Annotated in this window: 17 protein-coding genes; 10 read left to right on the forward strand and 7 right to left on the reverse strand. The window is 40.5% G+C overall.

From position 1 onward, the window contains the following. Positions 1 to 5: 5 nt before the first annotated feature. Entirely contained in the window at positions 6 to 431 is a 426-nt protein-coding gene (locus AACU33_RS18715) for an NUDIX hydrolase (RefSeq protein WP_096590093.1), read from the reverse strand. 390 nt (positions 432 to 821) lie between these two features. Beyond that, positions 822 to 1814 carry a hypothetical protein gene (locus tag AACU33_RS18720; RefSeq protein ID WP_096590094.1) on the reverse strand — a complete coding sequence of 331 codons (993 nt, stop codon included), beginning with the start codon at positions 1812 to 1814 and terminating at the stop codon, positions 822 to 824. 1131 nt (positions 1815 to 2945) lie between these two features. Between AACU33_RS18720 and ndhL the strand changes: the two genes are divergently transcribed. The 4 genes from ndhL to AACU33_RS18740 all read left to right on the forward strand — a co-directional run bounded on the left by ndhL (position 2946) and on the right by AACU33_RS18740 (position 5273). Then, on the forward strand, positions 2946 to 3158 hold the full coding sequence (gene ndhL, locus AACU33_RS18725) for an NAD(P)H-quinone oxidoreductase subunit L (protein WP_096590096.1): 213 nt from the start codon (positions 2946 to 2948) through the stop codon (positions 3156 to 3158). Between the two features lie 24 nt (positions 3159 to 3182). Next, positions 3183 to 3494 (forward strand): DUF3007 family protein, encoded by a 312-nt coding sequence (locus AACU33_RS18730; RefSeq protein WP_096590097.1) that lies wholly within the window; start codon positions 3183 to 3185, stop codon positions 3492 to 3494. Between the two features lie 73 nt (positions 3495 to 3567). Further along, positions 3568 to 4368 (forward strand): tryptophan synthase subunit alpha, encoded by an 801-nt coding sequence (gene trpA / locus AACU33_RS18735; RefSeq protein WP_096590098.1) that lies wholly within the window; start codon positions 3568 to 3570, stop codon positions 4366 to 4368. Between the two features lie 269 nt (positions 4369 to 4637). Next, positions 4638 to 5273 carry a heterocyst differentiation related protein gene (locus AACU33_RS18740; RefSeq protein WP_096590099.1) on the forward strand — a complete coding sequence of 212 codons (636 nt, stop codon included), beginning with the start codon at positions 4638 to 4640 and terminating at the stop codon, positions 5271 to 5273. A gap of 241 nt (positions 5274 to 5514) precedes the next feature. On the opposite strand, the gene AACU33_RS18745 is transcribed toward AACU33_RS18740, so the two are convergent. The 3 genes from AACU33_RS18745 to AACU33_RS18755 form a co-directional block, all read right to left on the reverse strand. Further along, a complete protein-coding gene (locus AACU33_RS18745; RefSeq protein WP_339376131.1) occupies positions 5515 to 5733 on the reverse strand; it encodes a hypothetical protein in 219 nt (72 codons plus the stop codon). A gap of 27 nt (positions 5734 to 5760) precedes the next feature. After that, complete coding sequence (ypfJ, locus tag AACU33_RS18750; RefSeq protein WP_096590100.1) at positions 5761 to 6618, reverse strand: KPN_02809 family neutral zinc metallopeptidase; 858 nt, start codon at positions 6616 to 6618, stop codon at positions 5761 to 5763. A 422-nt stretch (positions 6619 to 7040) separates the two neighbouring features. Further along, positions 7041 to 7802 (reverse strand): DUF4886 domain-containing protein, encoded by a 762-nt coding sequence (locus AACU33_RS18755; protein ID WP_096590101.1) that lies wholly within the window; start codon positions 7800 to 7802, stop codon positions 7041 to 7043. Between the two features lie 376 nt (positions 7803 to 8178). Between AACU33_RS18755 and AACU33_RS18760 the strand changes: the two genes are divergently transcribed. From AACU33_RS18760 to AACU33_RS18770, 3 genes are all read left to right on the forward strand, one after another. Then, complete coding sequence (locus tag AACU33_RS18760) at positions 8179 to 8304, forward strand: hypothetical protein (RefSeq protein WP_339376132.1); 126 nt, start codon at positions 8179 to 8181, stop codon at positions 8302 to 8304. Between the two features lie 322 nt (positions 8305 to 8626). Further along, positions 8627 to 9325: a leucine-rich repeat domain-containing protein gene (locus tag AACU33_RS18765; protein ID WP_339376133.1), complete on the forward strand. Its 699-nt coding sequence runs from the start codon at positions 8627 to 8629 to the stop codon at positions 9323 to 9325. Between the two features lie 30 nt (positions 9326 to 9355). Beyond that, entirely contained in the window at positions 9356 to 11791 is a 2436-nt protein-coding gene (locus AACU33_RS18770; protein WP_445291792.1) for a COR domain-containing protein, read from the forward strand. Between the two features lie 60 nt (positions 11792 to 11851). On the opposite strand, the gene AACU33_RS18775 is transcribed toward AACU33_RS18770, so the two are convergent. Next, the gene (locus AACU33_RS18775; protein WP_096590102.1) at positions 11852 to 12670 is read right to left on the reverse strand and encodes a type 1 glutamine amidotransferase; all 819 of its coding nucleotides are present in this window, start codon (positions 12668 to 12670) and stop codon (positions 11852 to 11854) included. 645 nt (positions 12671 to 13315) lie between these two features. Here AACU33_RS18775 and AACU33_RS18780 point away from each other — a divergent pair. Beyond that, positions 13316 to 13717 carry a hypothetical protein gene (locus AACU33_RS18780; RefSeq protein WP_096590103.1) on the forward strand — a complete coding sequence of 134 codons (402 nt, stop codon included), beginning with the start codon at positions 13316 to 13318 and terminating at the stop codon, positions 13715 to 13717. 70 nt (positions 13718 to 13787) lie between these two features. Here AACU33_RS18780 and AACU33_RS18785 read toward each other — a convergent pair whose 3' ends face one another. Next, positions 13788 to 15128, reverse strand: coding sequence for a Mur ligase family protein (locus AACU33_RS18785; protein ID WP_096590104.1), 1341 nt, complete (start codon positions 15126 to 15128; stop codon positions 13788 to 13790). A 290-nt stretch (positions 15129 to 15418) separates the two neighbouring features. Between AACU33_RS18785 and AACU33_RS18790 the strand changes: the two genes are divergently transcribed. Together AACU33_RS18790 and AACU33_RS18795 are read left to right on the forward strand one after the other, a co-directional pair. Next, positions 15419 to 16003: a thylakoid membrane photosystem I accumulation factor gene (locus AACU33_RS18790; protein ID WP_096590105.1), complete on the forward strand. Its 585-nt coding sequence runs from the start codon at positions 15419 to 15421 to the stop codon at positions 16001 to 16003. Positions 16004 to 16187: 184 nt separating this feature from the next. After that, complete coding sequence (locus tag AACU33_RS18795; RefSeq protein WP_096590106.1) at positions 16188 to 16796, forward strand: hypothetical protein; 609 nt, start codon at positions 16188 to 16190, stop codon at positions 16794 to 16796. Positions 16797 to 16895: the final 99 nt, after the last annotated feature.

Below are 16895 nucleotides of genomic sequence, written 5' to 3' on the forward strand. Positions count from 1 at the left end.
AGCGTTCAACCGGAAATGATATCTGTTAGCAAAAATACTTTGAAAATTCGTTTGAGAGACGTAACTTTAATCAGCCCGATCGCATTTGGCACATCTAGCCATTGCCGTTCTCTATGACCCGCTTCGGGATAATCTTCACTCAGCTGCTCTACTGGTAATAAATACATCTTGACACGGTAATTTTTACCTTGTTTGCGATACCTATAAGTACCAATTTCACGAGTATTTATCTGACCAATTATTCCCGCTTCCTCCCAAGCTTCTTTGGCTGCTGAATCTGGTGGACTCATACCATTGGGAATATCTCCTTTGGGTATTACCCAATTTTGGCGATCGCGGCTGGTAATTAGCAAGACTTCGATTTTGCCATCTTGAATTCTATAAGGAATCACCCCGGACTGCTTGAATACTTTGTTGACTTTTGGACTCATGTAACTTGTATCCTATGGTGTCATTCAACCTCGCCCAGTGTAATGGCTAATCCTCAAGTAATTGAGACGATTTACTGAGAAAATAGTGCCACTTAGCTTTACCATACGCTTTGTAACGAAATTTGCCTTACAATCATACTTCGTAGCATCTGTGTAGGAGTATGCCACCTTTTAAGGTTCATGCTACCTAATTTTTCTGAATTCAACAGAGATATAAGTACTAACTATAGCAATCTGATAGCGATAAATCAGAGACTAGACACTAAAGAATGAGCTTTAATTTGAGTTAACAGGAGTTGGCGATCGCAATAGGGTATCGCACACAGAAAGCGATCGCACTCTCACTCATCTCACAGTATTCTCTGACTTTTGCTGCTTGACATTGCTGGCTTAATCTCGATCTTTTTGTTTATCTTCTTCTTTTGGTGCAGATAATTGTGATGCAGAAGTTTCGCTTTTTTCCTGCGAACCACCTCTTCCCGGTACAATTCTTTCTGCTTGACTAACAACATCATTTGCTAGTCTTTCACTAAAACCCACGACAAAAGTAATTGCTAAAAATGCCAGCCATCTATTAATTGGCTTCTCCTCATCTTTAGAAATTGTAATAGGCAGAAGTGTAGAACTGATGAGGGCAAAAACAAAAATACCTAAAAATGCTCCAATTGCTGGCTTGAATGCGCCTACAAATATCGGAAGTAAGGTTTCTTTATACCGAGGATTGCGATATTGATCCAGCCTCAACATAATACTTACAACACTACCTGTTGCTCCTGACATTGCTGACAATACCAACAGAACTGATGCTTCATAAAACTCATATTCTGTCAATTTAATTTGATTTTTTACTTCTGGATTTTTTTCTTCAACTATATTCTGTGAAGTTACAGGCTGTATTGATTGTTCTTTAAATAAAGGTTTTAAATAAAAATTGGCTGTACTAAGTATATATGCTAAGACTATCGGTGCTAATAGATGAATGGGTAAAGCTAAAAATAGACCTAAAACAACTTTTGTATGAGTTTCTGTAGAATACAGAAATTTAAAAAAGTTATTTACGAAAAATGCAGTAAAAGGATTTTCAATTTGCCGCAAGAAGTATTCCGCATCTCTCCTAACATTCTGAGCCAAAACCTTGTTAGGATTACCTTGTAATGCACAAATTGCTAAATCAAGATTAGGAATGATTGCTTCAATCTGCTCTAGCTTATTTTTGTTATCTTGAAGCTTGGCAGTGAAAAAAGCACTTTTCAATCTTCGGGAAATAGATAAAATATGAGCAAGCTCTTCTTGGACTTCAATTTCTATCACTGCATCAGATGTAGAAAGTTTATCATGTAAGCTTTTTATAGATGAGTCAATATATTTTATTGGGTCTTCCATACAAATTTTGTTTTAAGTTTGATCGACTAGGTTATCTCATAAAGTTGCGTTTTTAGCTATTGAACCAACCAAATTAAAATATTGTTATCTTTTGCCAAAAAGCTGAAGAATTTCCATTGTGTATCTACTTCGTCAAACGCTTTACTCATTATTCGCACAACATCCTACTCGTTGTCGGGGTTGAACGAGCCTAGTAATTCTTTATTGTTCTGAAAAACCAATTATTGATATAAAAATAAGTTTCAGTCAAGGTCTAAATCCTAGCCTGAAACTTATTTAGTTACAAATTATTTTTATGGGGGTGGTGGGACTTGAACCCACACGACCGTTTAGGGTCAACGGATTTTCATTCTCCCGCAGTTTTCACTACTGCCTAATAGCTTTAGTAGCTTTCGGCTTTGAGAATTGGACTCTCCCTTTACCCTCGACTTAATAACGTTAGGGTAGCTCCCGTCGGGTCTCTGCACCTTCCGAATTTACTCAGTACTCAAAACTTGGCACTTAGCTTTTTCTTCGGCTTGGCTCAGGATTGCCATGTCTGTCACCAGATTTAGGTTTCCCTGAGTTTGAGAGCTTACACTTGAAGGATTTCTCCAACAAGGCTCAGTTATCTAAGTCCGTAGCGTCTACCATTCCGCCACACCCCCCTAATATTAATTAGGAGCTAATTGTCATTTGGAAGTAGGAAATACCTCCTCATACATTCCACCATCAATTGTGTCTTTTTTGCAACTAGATTTAAAAAATTTTGTTTGCAAAAAGCAATTGTACTGGCTTTGGCAGCTACGCTCAATACTTGTTGAAAGAGTAACAGTATTTTGCGATCGCTTTTTAGGTTTGGATTTTTTATCGCTACCTAAATATTGGCATCTCCATTTTATTTATTTTGGGATACCATAGCTTTTTTCGCGCCTTTCCAAGGATAACACAATCAAATAATGAATTGCAAGCAGAAATTTTAGTACAAGGGAGTGTTGGGGGGTGTGGGGAGTGTGGGAAGTGTGGGGAGACAAGGAGAATGACTATTGACTGTTGACCAATTCCCCATTTTCCACTTCCCTGAGAATATGCATTCAGCCTATGATGGGAAATAGATGTACTGAACGTTCTTGTCTATCTCAGAAAAAAATTATGATTGTAGCCCTGCTGTATCTGATTTTGGCTGGAGCTTACTTGTTAGTCATCCCAGTAGCTGTTCTATTTTATTTGAAGCTGCGCTGGTATGTAGCTAGTTCCATAGAGCGCACCTTTATGTACTTTCTGGTGTTCTTCTTCTTTCCTGGGTTGTTAGTTTTATCGCCATTTATAAATTTTCGACCCCAGCGGCGACAAATTGAAGTTTAACGAGATTGGTAGGTCATAATTCTCATGCGACGCATTGATGCTATAGGTATTGGCTTGGGGTTTTTTGTTGCTGGAGGCATAGCATATCTGGGCTTGCAGCTTGTAGGTTTAGATAGTGAAAAAGCTGGGATATGGAGCCAAGTCTTGCTAGTCAGCGGATTGCTTGGCTGGTTAGCTACCTATATTTTCCGTGCGGTGGGGAAAAAAATGACCTACCATCAACAGCGGGAAGATTATGAACAAACGTTTTTCCAAAAGCGTCTCGATGAATTGACTCCCGAAGAACTAGAAAAAATTCAAGCTGAGATTGAGCAAGAAAAACAAACTCAGATTTAGAGGGGGCATTGGTCGTTTGTTCGTTGTCCGTTGTTTGATACTATATGACAACTGACTGAGTGAATCTTGACCAATGACTGCCATTTCCCACTGCTTTGAAACTCTTGGACGCAATAAAGAGTGTGCTTTAATTCCGTTTATCACAGCTGGCGATCCAGATTTAGAAACAACAGCAGCAGCTTTGCGCATTCTCGATCGCAGTGGGGCAGATATTATTGAACTGGGAGTTCCCTACTCCGATCCGCTAGCAGATGGGCCAGTGATTCAAGCTGCTGCTACTCGCGCGCTACAACAGGGGACAACATTGGATAGCGTGCTGGAAATGTTGCAAGCCACTACTCCCGATTTAAAAGCACCGATCGTTTTGTTTACTTACTACAACCCGATTTTGCACCGGGGAATTGAGAAGTTTCTCCAGCAGATTGCAGCGGCTGGGGTAGCGGGTTTGGTAGTTCCCGATTTACCTCTGGAAGAAGCTGCTGGTTTACTGCAACCGGCTGGTGAAATCGGCATTGATTTAACATTGTTAATTGCACCGACAAGTTCCGCCGAACGGATAGAAGCGATCGCGCGCGCTTCTCAAGGATTTATCTATCTTGTCAGTGTTACTGGGGTGACTGGCATGAGAGCGCAAGTAGCAACGCGAGTGTCAGATTTACTCAAACAAATTCGTAGTGTTACGGACAAGCCAATTGGCGTGGGCTTTGGGATTTCCGAACCCGCACAAGCGCGTCAGATTAAAGATTGGGGTGCAGATGCGGCGATCGCGGGTAGCGCTTTTGTGAAACGTTTGGCCGAAGGGACTCCAGAAGAAGGTTTGAATGCGATCGCAGAATTTTGTCAAAGTCTGAAATCAGCGATCGCGGCTGAGTAGTATTAGTATAAATACTAGTCTTGATGCGAAAGGAAAACTAGATTAAAAATATATAACAGTGTAGTTTTTCTACCTCAGGTTGGTAGACAATTTAACAGATATAATCTTGAATATTAGCAGCAAATATGATGCTGTAACAAAACTACCTGAGAGTATCGCTGATAGTTTGGGTATTATGTGAAGTGAATCAAGTAAACAAGAAAATATGAGTGTGAGAGTGTGTCAGTTAAAAACGATGATAGTTCAGTCGCAGTTGAGGGGCGGAAGCGATGAGTGAGAGTATGGCGTTTATCGGCGGAGTTGCCGTAGCAGGACTGGCAGCTCTCTTATTGCTCAAAGGGGCAGGTAATTCTGTCCAACCTAACTTTGCTGTCACCCCACAGATGCCTGCTAACGTATTACCATCTCAGGTAATGCCACCGCAATATCCCTATCAGCAACCGCTGTATCCCAATAATCAGCCCCCAGCGGCTCCCAATTCTGAGCGCATAGCGGATATCGAAGCCCTCAAGTCGGAAATGGCGCGTTTAAAAACCGATAACGAACAGTTGAGAACGCAAAATCAACAGCTTCAGTGGCAATTCCAAAGTTATAACCAGCAGCAACAACAGCTGTTTGCTCAACAAAATAACCAGAAAGCAGCTTTACAACCTCAAACTCCTTGGTGGTCTTCACCGATAGTTTGGGCAGTTGGCGGTATGACTTTAACTATCGGTGGTGGGGTTGTCGTCGCTGGAGTGTTAGCTTTATTTTCACCAAAACAGCGTACTACTCGCACTGTCCAAGTGATTCATCCTTACCAAGGCCCTACACAACCTTTAGTTCCCGTACGTCGGACAGAGTTTTTGCCACCTCGCATGGAAGCCAGACGCGTGGAAACACCAGAATACGACGAAATGCATTAAAAGCAAAACTATAGTGGTTAACAGGGTTGGCAACTACCTCTATATTTGTTGGTATCAAATACAAAAAGCAGCAAATATTACAAATAAAATTTAAACAAACTCACAAATGTTTCTGGCAAAGAAAACAATGGTGAGTGTATTGCAATGACTATTTAACAGAGGAATTGGCTAAGTAAAAGTTTAAAATTGCTTTCACATTCGGACAAAATAATTTATTAGTTATTGAGCTGCCGTTCTTTGTTTATAGAGGGCGGTGTTTTCTATTGTTAGGGACTACAACTGCTGATGGCAACTGGCAAAGCCGATGGTTTGTTCCCATACATCCTAAAGAAGAGCTAACACTAACTAGCCCCAGAATTTGCTCTTCAATTACATCTATATATTTGTGGAATTTGCTGTCATTCACACTAATTTGCCCGGAGGTTAGATTATACCAATTTCCTAAATTATCTCGACTCATTTTAATCAAAAGCTTGATTGTGAAAGTTTAAGGATTTGCTGCTGCAAAAGTATTGCATTGTGCAGGATTACCAGTTTGAATTCCTCTTTGGAACCAGCGGACTCTTTGGGCTGAACTTCCATGAGTAAAAGTCTCAGGAATTGCATAACCTCTGGCTTGAGTTTGCAAGCGATCGTCGCCAATACTGCTTGCTGCATTTAATGCTTCTTCAACATCGCCAGCTTCGACAATTTGGCGGGAACGATCTGCATGATAAGCCCAAACGCCAGCGAAACAATCCGCCTGTAACTCTTGGCGGACTGAAAGTTGATTGGCTTCTGCGCGATCGGCTTGACTCTGCAATCTGCGCACGCGATCGGAAATCCCCATCAGATTTTGCACGTGATGTCCAACTTCATGGGCAATTACATAAGCTTGAGCAAAGTCGCCTGGTGCTTTGTAGCGAGTCTTCAAATCCTGATAAAAGCTTAAATCGATATATAGCTTGCGATCGCTAGGACAATAAAACGGGCCGACAGCCGATCGCGTCAAGCCACAAGCAGACTCCACCGCATCTGTAAACAGAACTAAAGTTGGTTCTTGATAAGTTCTTCCTTGTTGCTGAAATATGCTTTTCCATGTATCTTCTGTATCAGCTAGGACAACCGACACAAAATCAGCCATGCGATCCTCAGCCGCCGAACGTTGGGTTTGGGGAGATTGGGAGTAAGGGCGATCGCTCGGAGTTTGTGTTTGATCCCAAATGACACTGGGATCGCCACCTAAGAACGCAACTATCAGCGATAGAATTACTGCGCCAATACCACCGCCCACAACAGGAGCCGAAATTCGAGTTCCGCGCCTATCTTCTACATTGGTGCTTCTACGCCCAAATTCCCAACGCATAACTAAAAGTCTCCAAACTACTTAACCTGGCAGAAGTAAAGAAAGTACATAGACCTACAGCAGATTGACTATGCAATTCAGCAAAAATATTAGTTGTTTTCTACATCAAAATCTTCTGCCTCAAGGACAGCAATTTTTCAGCATTGAGTCATACTTAAGGAAGGCTAATTCATATTCACATGGCAATGTCTAAAGACGTACTCTAGGTAGAGAGCTTTTAGTTTTGCAATATATATCTAGATTATTTTTAGTGTTATGCTGTTTCACTTTAATTATGATAAAAATACGCTGGTAGGGGCACGGCAATGTTGTGCCCTTACGCGCAATCTATATCTATTAGGTTTATAGTAAAATGGTATTAGTGCTGAAAATTCGGGAATTTTATACTCATTAAACAGAGCAGTAGATAGACAAATTTAAAATTATTTTTGGCTATCAAACTTACTAACAACATTCCACGCGACACTTTGAATTAAGTCAATATCTGCCGCTTTTAAGCTGTCTAATTCGCTAGTGCTATTTTCTTGTGCAGCAGTCAATTTCTTACTGTCGGTTTTATAGCTTAATCCTTCTGGACTCTTACCATAAAATGTTGCGTAAAATACACAAGCTGCCGCATACGATCCTATTGGACTGGGGTGGCTGTTATCGGGATCGTAAAGACTGAGGTTTGAATTTTCTTGTTGAATTTGCTGCCAAACTATTCCCACTGGGGCTACAATCGCATCTAGTTCTTTGGCAATTTTCATATATGAATCGTTTAGTATTTGTTGTGTTTCTGGACGATTCTGTCTTGCCCAAGTTAAGTAGAATACTGTTTGAGCATGAGCGCGTTTAATTTCAGTGTTAAACAACCGCGCGTATTTGTACATCAACTGCGGATTGGTAATAGGTAAAGTGCTATGTTCTTGCAACACAACATAATCCCATCGTCCCTTGCGAATCTTACTTAATGCTTTACCTTCTTGCCAAAGCTGCTCTAATGTAGCTCCACCAACCGTCACCATTTCAGCTTCTAATTTTCTAGTTTCTTTGGCTGATAAAGCTAATTGTTGCGTCAACTGAGGAAGCTCGTTGAAATATGTATAACTATTACCAATAAATAATACTTTTAGCGGTTGATTGTTAAAGTAACGATCGGCTTGTTTGTCTAATTCTTTTGGGATTATGCCTATGTTAGTCATTACTAATATAATTATTCCGATTACATACTTCATCTTGCTTTTTAAGAATTTAGCATTAAGTATCCTCTGTAATTATATTGAAATTAGTTGTCTAGCTAGGATAAGGATTTTTTGTCGGTTCTTTTTAGCCAGCCTGCGTTTGCGATCGCTCTTGGTATTCGAGACTGTTAAATGTAAACTGTAAATAGAAGCTATAAAAAGTTTTCTGGAATGAAAGCCAGCAAATATGTAAATTTTGCCTCTTTTTATTAAAATTAGTTGATATAAGCACGTATACCAGTTGCGAAGTTACTTGAAAAGTGACAAGAGTTGCTTTGCGAGTCGCAAGAGTTGCTTGAATAGTCACAACAGTTGCTTGACAAGTCACAACAGTTACTTGAAGAAGTCACAAGAGTTGCTTGACGAGTCACAACAGTTACTCTACAAGTTGCAAGAGTTACTTGACCAGTTACAAGAGTTACTCTACAAGCTGCAAGAGTTGCTTGAGGAGTCGCAAGAATAGCTTGAAGAGTTACAAGAGTTACTCGACAAGCTGCAAGAGTAGCTTGAAAAGTCACAAGAGGTGTATGGTTATTTGCGATCGCTGTTCATGTGAAGCGATGAATATTACCGTTAGCCTGCATAGTAATTGATTTGGAATAAAGCTGTTATGGGGCGATCGCACTTATCCAACAGATACATAAGTGCGTAGACACACATAATGTAAAATTCATCATAAATATGATGTGCGTAGTTTTAGCTAGCTTGGTTGCATTAAACACGCTTGAGCAATTATTAAGGTAAATATTAAGTGACTAAGCAAGCATGACTCATAAGGATTTCTAATGACAAATGAAGAACTGCTGGAAGTAATTAAAAAAGCTGCCAGGGATCGGGTTACACAGCTTAATCTTTATGGTGAAAAATTAACTTCATTACCAGCAGAGATTGCTCAACTTGCTAACCTTACTCAGCTTGACCTCAGTCATAATCAACTGACGAGGCTGCCAGCAGAGCTTGGTCAACTTTCTAACCTCACTCAACTTGGCATTAGCCATAATCAACTGACGAGGCTGCCAGCAGAGATTGGTCAACTTTTTAACCTCACTCAACTTGACCTGAGCCATAATCAACTGACGAGGCTGCCAGTAGAGATTGGTCAACTTCATAACCTCACTCAACTTGACCTCAGTTGGAATTTTCAACTAAAGACGCTGCCAGCAGAGATTGGTCAACTTTCCAATCTCACTCAGCTTGACCTCAGTTGGAATTTTCGACTAAAGACGTTGCCAACAGAGATTGGTCAACTTTCCAATCTCACTCAGCTTGACCTCCGAGATAATCGACTGACGACACTGCCAGCAGAGATTGGTCAACTTTCCAACCTCACTCAGCTTGTTCTCTGGGGTAATCGACTGACGACACTGCCAGCAGAAATTGGTCAACTTTTCAACCTCACTCAGCTTGACCTCCGGGATAATCGACTGACAACACTGCCAGTAGAAATTGGTCAACTTTTCAACCTCACTCAGCTTGTTCTCTAGAGTAATCGACTGACGACGCTGCCAGTAGAAATTGGTCAACTTTTCAACCTCACTCAGCTTAATCTCAGCCGTAATCAGCTGACGATGCTGCCAGCAGAGATTGGTCAACTTTCTAACCTTACTCAGCTTGATCTCTGGGATAATAAACTGACGATGCTGCCAGCAGAGATTGGTCAACTTTCCAACCTCACTCAGCTTGAACTCACCGAAAATCAACTGATGATTCTGCCAGCAGAGATTGGTCAACTTTCCAACCTCACTCAGCTTAATCTTAGTCGTAATCAGCTGACGATGCTGCCAGCAGAGATTGGTCAACTTTCCAACCTCACTCAGCTTGACCTCACTGAAAATCAACTTATAGAGTTACCTAAAGAGATTACCCAACTATCTAAATTAAAATCAATAGCCCTCAGTAGCAATCAATTAATAAACCTGCCTTCAGAACTTGGGCAGTTACGCTTAACAAGGCTAACATTTGGTGGAAATCCCTTAGTGTCGCTGCCACCAGAAATCCGCAAGCAAGGCTTTAGAGCAATCCTGAACTTTTACAAGCAACAGAAAGAACAAGAAACAGATTATCTCTACGAAGCTAAATTACTCATTGTGGGAGAAGGTGGTGTGGGTAAAACTACCCTAGCCAAAAAAATTCAAAGCTTAGATTATCAGCTAGAGCCAGATGAAATCTCTACTGAAGGTATTGATATAATTCGATGGAGCTTCTTATTAGAAAATGCCAGAGAATTTCAAGTTAACATTTGGGATTTTGGTGGTCAAGAAATTTATCATTCCACTCACCAGTTTTTCTTGACGAAACGCTCACTTTATCTACTTGTTGCTGATACTCGAAAAGAAGACACAGATTTTTATTACTGGCTGAATGTAGTAGAACTTTTAAGCGATAACAGCCCCTTGATTATTATAAAAAATGAAAAGCAGGAGCGCAAACGTGAAATAAACGAGCGACAATTACGGGGCGAATTTACCAATCTTAAAGAAACACTCTCTACTAACCTTGCTACTAATCGCGGTCTGCCAGAAATTATCAATAAAATTAAGCATTATATTAGTAACCTACCCCATGTAGGAACAGAACTACCCAAAACTTGGATCAAAGTACGAGAAGCTCTAGAACGAGACTCCCGCGACTATATTAGTTTGCAAGAATATCTAACTATCTGCCAAGAAAATGGGTTTACTACACTGGAAGATAAACTCCAACTCAGTGCTTATCTACATGATTTAGGTGTATGCCTTCATTTCCAAGAAGATGATATTTTAAGAAAAACTGTAATTCTCAAGCCAACTTGGGGTACAGATGCTGTTTATAAAGTATTAGATAACTCAAAAGTAATTCAAAATTTGGGTAAATTTGATCGCCATGATTTAGCAAGTATTTGGAATGAAGAAAAGTACTTCTATATGCATGGAGAATTGTTGCGGTTAATGATGAATTTTAAATTGTGTTATGAAATTCCCAGTAGCCCTGGTACTTACATTGCACCACAACTACTGAACCCAGATCAACCAGATTATGATTGGAAAGACAATGATAACTTACTTTTACGCTATGAATATGAATTCATGCCCAAAGGTATTTTGACTCGTTTCATTGTTGAAATGCACTCATCGATTGAAGGACAAAACTGTGTTTGGAGAAGCGGTGTTGTCCTAAGTAAAGACCAAGCGCAGGCAGAGGTGATTGAGTATTATCGCTATCACAAAGGAGAGATTCGGATTCGTGTTTCCGGAAAGCGTAAGCGAGATTTGTTAGTGACAGTGAGGCACGAACTCGAAAAAATTCACTCTTCTTACGAACGTTTGAAGTATAAAACACTAGTTCCCTGCAATTGCCAAAACTGTAAGGGTAAACAAACACCCCACTTTTACCCATTACAGGTGTTATATAAATTCATAGATGACAAACAAAATCAGATTCAGTGTCAAAATAGTTACGAGATGGTAAACGTTCGAGGTTTAATTGACGATGTAGTTCTGGAACAACCTCGTTCAAAGGCTCAACATTCTTGGGGACAAGAAGCTATAAATGAATTTGACGCACAAATTTTAAGAAGTATGGCAGACAATAATAAATACAATATCAAAGCTGAATTTGTTCAAATTACTGAGAGTAACAAGGGCGAAGTTATTGGCAAAAAATATGCTTCCGATCCAGGCTTTCAGGAAGCACTAAATGAGATTATCGATATATTAAGAAAAATACAACAAGAAAATCCAACTGCAACAGAAGCAGAAGCAGAGGAAATAATTGAGGCACAATTTGAAGAGATTCAAACCAATCAACCAACTAAATGGCAGAGATTTCGGCGACAACTATTGAATCGGGAACGTTGGTTTAATGGTGGCAAAGAAGCTTTGAGTGAAGTTGCTAAACATTATGTCGAAGGCAATGTTGTTTACAAAGCAGGGCTAGCGTTTCTTGACGGCTTCAGTGAAGATGAGGAGTAGTGTAAGCCCACTAATCAAATTTCAAAGGCGGGAAAACCCCGCCCCTACAGATACAGTATTTTAAACGTTAGCCGCCGCTGGGGTTGGTAAATTTACTTTCAACCGCTTAAACATGGCTTCCCGTGCTTGCATAGCTAAAGTATCATCTAATGGTTCTAGGGTAATTGGCTGTTGATACTTCAGCCGCAACGCTGTCTGAATTAGCCAGTCTGCAACAAAGGGATTTTTTGGTAACAAGGGGCCGTGAGAATAGGTTGCGATCGCATTCTGATAAAATGCTCCCTCAGTCCCATCTTCACCATTATTCCCCAAACCGTAAACTACTTTTCCCAAGGCTTCTACTTTCCCCAGCTTGGTGCGTCCGCCGTGATTTTCAAAGCCGACTAAATACGGCGTGCTACCTGTCATCGCTTTTAAATCTTGCGCTAGGCGAGAAGCTGTAACTTCAATTACTAAATTCCCGATGCAACGTTTAGTATTTTCACCAGGATGCACAGAGACTAAATCTAATATTCCCAAACCTTCAATGCGCTGTCCGAGTCCGGGTTCGTAATAATGTCCGAGTAACTGAGGTGAACCACAGGTAAATACTCCTGGCGTGCCATTTTCAATTTTTTCACGCATAGCATCGGCTTTTGCACCTTGCAAATCGCGCATAACAATTTCTTGCTGGCGGTCTTGTGCGCCACCACCGACAATCAAATCTACAGATTTAATATTTTCTGCTGTAGTATTTTGATCTAAGGGTACAACTTTAACGCTGAATCCTCGCCATTGAGCGCGACGTTCTATAGTAATTACATTACCGCGATCGCCATAGGTACTCATCAGCGTCGGGTATAACCAACCAATTGTAATTTCAAATTTTTGAGAAGTCATATTTGTTAATAAGGCAGAGGGCAGGAGGCAGAAGGGAAGAGAAAGTTTTTATCTTTGGTTGCGAACTTTATAGCAGTTATCAATGGCATAGAATACAGACCATTCGTAGGGGCACAGCAATGCTCATTGGTGTCAACTTAACGTGAAACCCGCTTTGTGCAAAGGTTTTGCCCTCACCCCCAGCCCCTCTCCCTGAAGGAGAGGGGAGCAACAGATTCAATTCCCCTTCTCCCTGAGGGAGAAGGGGTTAGGGGATGAGGGCGCGAGGGTTTTTGTACAACACCCGCCGTATATAGCTTTTAGCTTAAGTTGACACATAAGAGCAATGCTGTGCCCTTAGCGTATATTGCATCCAAACGAGAACCGCCATAGTTCATAGAGTCTAATGCCTAACTAAGATCGCTCATATTTTTTTCTCTTTATTGTCAGAGAATCCGGTTTATATCTAGAGTTTGGGTCAGCATATCGCACATTTGGCTTAGTTGCTATGTTTATTCGTATTTTATGTAACAGTTTTGCAGTAACATTTTGCCGATAATCCCAAAAGAGTTACCAGGGAATTTCAAAAATCAGTTTCAGTTTTCCTGTGGAGCCGTAAGATTACAGATTGGCATAGGTTTGTTTCACAACCTGAAAAATTACTGTATGGATTGTAAAACTGCTACATTAGTCTACCAAACTGAGAATCATCTCGAAAAAATTCGTGAGATTTTCCCCGAAGCATGGAAGTTCTTGGAAGAACAATCTTTTGCTTACGTTCAAGCTAAGAAAGATAATTTTGATTCAGCTGTTAAAGATTTAGTAGGTGAAACCAAGTTTAAATTTAGAATGGTTCACCGTGACGATAAAGACCAACTCACTAAAGACCTTTCGGAATTATTAGGAGATATTACCTCCCGCTTACTTTTAGAAAAGCATTTTTCAGAATTAGTTGGTCAAAAAGTTTTCTTTAGTACTATTTGCTGTAGCAGCCATCTAACAGCTGACCATGAGTTGACTTTAGAAGAGGTGCTGCCAATTCAGCGTGCAGCGGTTAAGTTGCAATAAATTGGAAGGAAGGCGGACAAGGGGGACAAGGAAAAGTTACTCTTGCCGATGCCCAATGCCCCATTCTTTATTACCGAATCTTCCTCCCAGTTAACACTTCACGCACATTCAACATCGCTGTATATGTGGGTAAAATATGCAGCGTTTCGTTGTTGGGTGTACGCGCTAATGCTGTGTTAATAGCATCGCGTAAATCTTCTTCGACAATTAGATTAAAATTAGTTTCAGGATTGGGATCGCTGTAACGCAAACGTAAGGCCATATCATAAGCGCGATCGCCACTTACAACTAAAGTACCTCCACGCTGGACTAGTTTCTCTGTATCTACATCCCAAATCCAAGATACATCTTCGCCATCTTGCACGCGATCGTTTAATACTAGCAAAGTAGTTTTATCTGTACTTTCCGTGACTACGCGAATTGTTTCATTAGTCCCAACAGGATTTTTTGATAATAAAATCCGCACTTTTTTCCCGTTAATTTCCAATTCTTCCGCACGACCGAAAGCTGCTTGGAAGTTGGGAATGGTATCGCGGATAGTCGCCTCATCAACTCCTAATTCTTGGGCAGCAGTGGCAGCAGCTAAGGTATTGTATTTGTTGTACAAGCCGACAAGAATTTGCGGCCATTCGCTGCTGTTGAGGCTGGGTTGACTTCTACTAAAGCCGCAATTAGCACAGCTATATTCGCCCATGTGAGACAAGTACACGCCTTTATAGTCAAGAGCTTGTCCGCATCTGGGGCAATAGATAGAATCAACAGCATGGGGAATTGCTTCTAAATAATTCTCCGGTTCAGTCAAACCGAAAAATGAAACTCGCTGTTGGGATAATTGTTGACCGAGATAGCAGATTGTGGGATCGTCAGCATTTGCGACTACGATAGTGTCAGGTGATAAAGTAGCGATCGCACGTCCCCATCGCTTACTAATAGTATCGACTTCGCCGTATCTATCGAGTTGGTCGCGAAACAAGTTTAAACACAGAATCAGCTTTGGTTGAATTGGTGCTAATACCCTAGGTAAAATATTCTCATCAACTTCTAAAATGGCATAGTCAACATCTAAGCTACCTGTTAAGCTGGCGTTGTCCATCAGCGCTGTCATCAAGCCATTTTCCAAATTTGCGCCTGTAGAGTTATGCGCCACGCGGTAGCCTTTGCGTTCGAGAATTTCTCGTAATAGCAGCGATGTAGTAGTTTTACCATTAGTCCCAGCAATGAGAATTGCCCCTTGCTTTACCTGCTGACTCAATAATTGCAACAGCCTAGGTTCGATTTTACGAGCAATCGAGCCTGGTAATACACTAGCAGCACCCAGACGGAGCGATCGCACCATAAAAGTCACGCTTTTCGCCACCGACACCGCCAAACCAAGTCTGAATCTATCTATAAGTTGTATTTTGTTTTCCACAGTAGCTAATAACTTAACTTTTAAATTAATTTTGTGAGTGTAGCGAATCCTTGCTCAAAAAGCCAGTCATATTGAATATTGGCCATTAGGCATTTGTTCTTCTTCCCCTCATCTCCCCCTGCTTCCTTGTCTCCCTTGTCTCCCCACACCCCCCACACTCCCCACACTCCCCCTTCCCGTCCCCAAAGGCGTTATCTTAAAAAATGGTGCCAGGACGTAATCATATATCCAGCGCTGCTTGCTGAATTCAGCACAAACTCACAAAATAGTAGCTCTCAAGGTTTCTTTTGATGAATGGCTTAAAGTTTCCTTTTTTACATAAAAAAACTAATTGGCAACAATTGATTTCTAAAGCTCTGGTGCTACTTGCGTGCTTGTTAATCCTCAATGTCCAACCAGCGTTTGCTGGTATTAAGGATGACAATTATGATGGCAACATTTTCGTAGTTTATGCTGGTAATGGTTCGCTAGTTCCTTCCAAGCAGACACTAGCACAAACCCTAAAAGAGCATAAACCAGCATTTTTGGCTTATTATGTTGATGACAGCAAAGATTGTAAGGAATACGCCATTACAATTTCACGGGTACAAGAATTCTACGGTAAGGCAGCAGAGATTATCCCTGTCAGTGTAGATACGATCCCATCTCAAAAAACTGACGACCCTAACGATCCAAGATATTATTACTCTGGAGTTGTGCCACAAGTTGTAGTGTTCGATCAATCAGGTAAAGTAGTTTTAAATAAGCAGGGTCAAGTACCTTTTGAAGAAATAGACGATCGCTTTCGTGAAGTGTTTGATTTACTACCTCGTACTGAATCAGTACAGTTAAAGCGGCGTTCCTTCAATGAATTTAGTAGTGAGTTAAGTAAGTAACTTTGGGGGTAGACCAAATTGGTCTGCCCAAATTTTTCGTGATATCTGATACTACATTGCCAATTTTGCCAAGAGATAATCTTTAAATAATCTGATTTAACAATAGAGAAACTTAATTCATAGTCTATAGTCCTTAATAGATGACTAATGGCTAATTACCAATGACTAATTAGAGTGTGTTCTGATGTCAAAGGTTTATACTACCGAAGAACTCATCCAAATTTTGGCAGCCGAACGTCAAGCTTGTCTCAAAGGAGAACGCCTAAAGTTAGAAGTAACAGTCTCAGGCAATCCTTTAATTGACCAGTTTATCAGAACTGATGGGCTGCAAAAGTTCACTGCCTATCAAGATTTTAAAGCTGCCATTCACGACTATCAAAGAGAAAATCGAGTGTCAGGAATTGTTTGGCATGAAGTGAATGTCAAAGGTAAAACTGTGCGTTATCCCAAAATTGATAGTGAGTTAATTGCGCTGAGTCCTGACTTAGAAATATTACAATCTGCCAAAAATTCTATATTGGAATTTTGGTATGAAGTCACATTAGAAATGGATTTATATTTGAGTTTTAATAACAGCAAACAATATCAACAAATTAACCAACTTGATGTAGAAAGAATTGCTCAAAGAACAGAATGGGCAAGTTTATGGAAATGGGAAAATTCCAACTTTTTAGAAATAATTTTGCAGTTAGGTTGGGGTCAACCAGAAGAAGCATATTATAAACGTGGCAGACCGCATTCTGGTAGCGAATACATTCATGCGGTAAATCCAGGCAATCGTCCGATTGGTTAGTTAAAAACTGAGGATAAGAATGCTGAAATCTATCATCAAAATTTCGGAAAAATCGGCAGAAAATTGAGTTTTAACTCTGTTTTGGGTGAAGGTACTGAA

The sequence above is a fragment of the Calothrix sp. NIES-2098 genome (genome assembly GCF_963875125.1).
In the GTDB taxonomy this organism is placed as follows: domain Bacteria; phylum Cyanobacteriota; class Cyanobacteriia; order Cyanobacteriales; family Nostocaceae; genus Aulosira.

Coding starts and splice junctions, on each gene's coding strand:
- AACU33_RS18715 (WP_096590093.1), bottom strand. CDS start 431: ATGAGTCCAAAAGTCAACAAAGTATTCAAGCAGTCCGGGGTGATTCCT.
- AACU33_RS18720 (WP_096590094.1), bottom strand. CDS start 1,814: ATGGAAGACCCAATAAAATATATTGACTCATCTATAAAAAGCTTACAT.
- ndhL (WP_096590096.1), top strand. CDS start 2,946: ATGATTGTAGCCCTGCTGTATCTGATTTTGGCTGGAGCTTACTTGTTA.
- AACU33_RS18730 (WP_096590097.1), top strand. CDS start 3,183: ATGCGACGCATTGATGCTATAGGTATTGGCTTGGGGTTTTTTGTTGCT.
- trpA (WP_096590098.1), top strand. CDS start 3,568: ATGACTGCCATTTCCCACTGCTTTGAAACTCTTGGACGCAATAAAGAG.
- AACU33_RS18740 (WP_096590099.1), top strand. CDS start 4,638: ATGAGTGAGAGTATGGCGTTTATCGGCGGAGTTGCCGTAGCAGGACTG.
- AACU33_RS18745 (WP_339376131.1), bottom strand. CDS start 5,733: ATGAGTCGAGATAATTTAGGAAATTGGTATAATCTAACCTCCGGGCAA.
- ypfJ (WP_096590100.1), bottom strand. CDS start 6,618: ATGCGTTGGGAATTTGGGCGTAGAAGCACCAATGTAGAAGATAGGCGC.
- AACU33_RS18755 (WP_096590101.1), bottom strand. CDS start 7,802: ATGACTAACATAGGCATAATCCCAAAAGAATTAGACAAACAAGCCGAT.
- AACU33_RS18765 (WP_339376133.1), top strand. CDS start 8,627: ATGACAAATGAAGAACTGCTGGAAGTAATTAAAAAAGCTGCCAGGGAT.
- AACU33_RS18775 (WP_096590102.1), bottom strand. CDS start 12,670: ATGACTTCTCAAAAATTTGAAATTACAATTGGTTGGTTATACCCGACG.
- AACU33_RS18780 (WP_096590103.1), top strand. CDS start 13,316: ATGGATTGTAAAACTGCTACATTAGTCTACCAAACTGAGAATCATCTC.
- AACU33_RS18790 (WP_096590105.1), top strand. CDS start 15,419: ATGAATGGCTTAAAGTTTCCTTTTTTACATAAAAAAACTAATTGGCAA.
- AACU33_RS18795 (WP_096590106.1), top strand. CDS start 16,188: ATGTCAAAGGTTTATACTACCGAAGAACTCATCCAAATTTTGGCAGCC.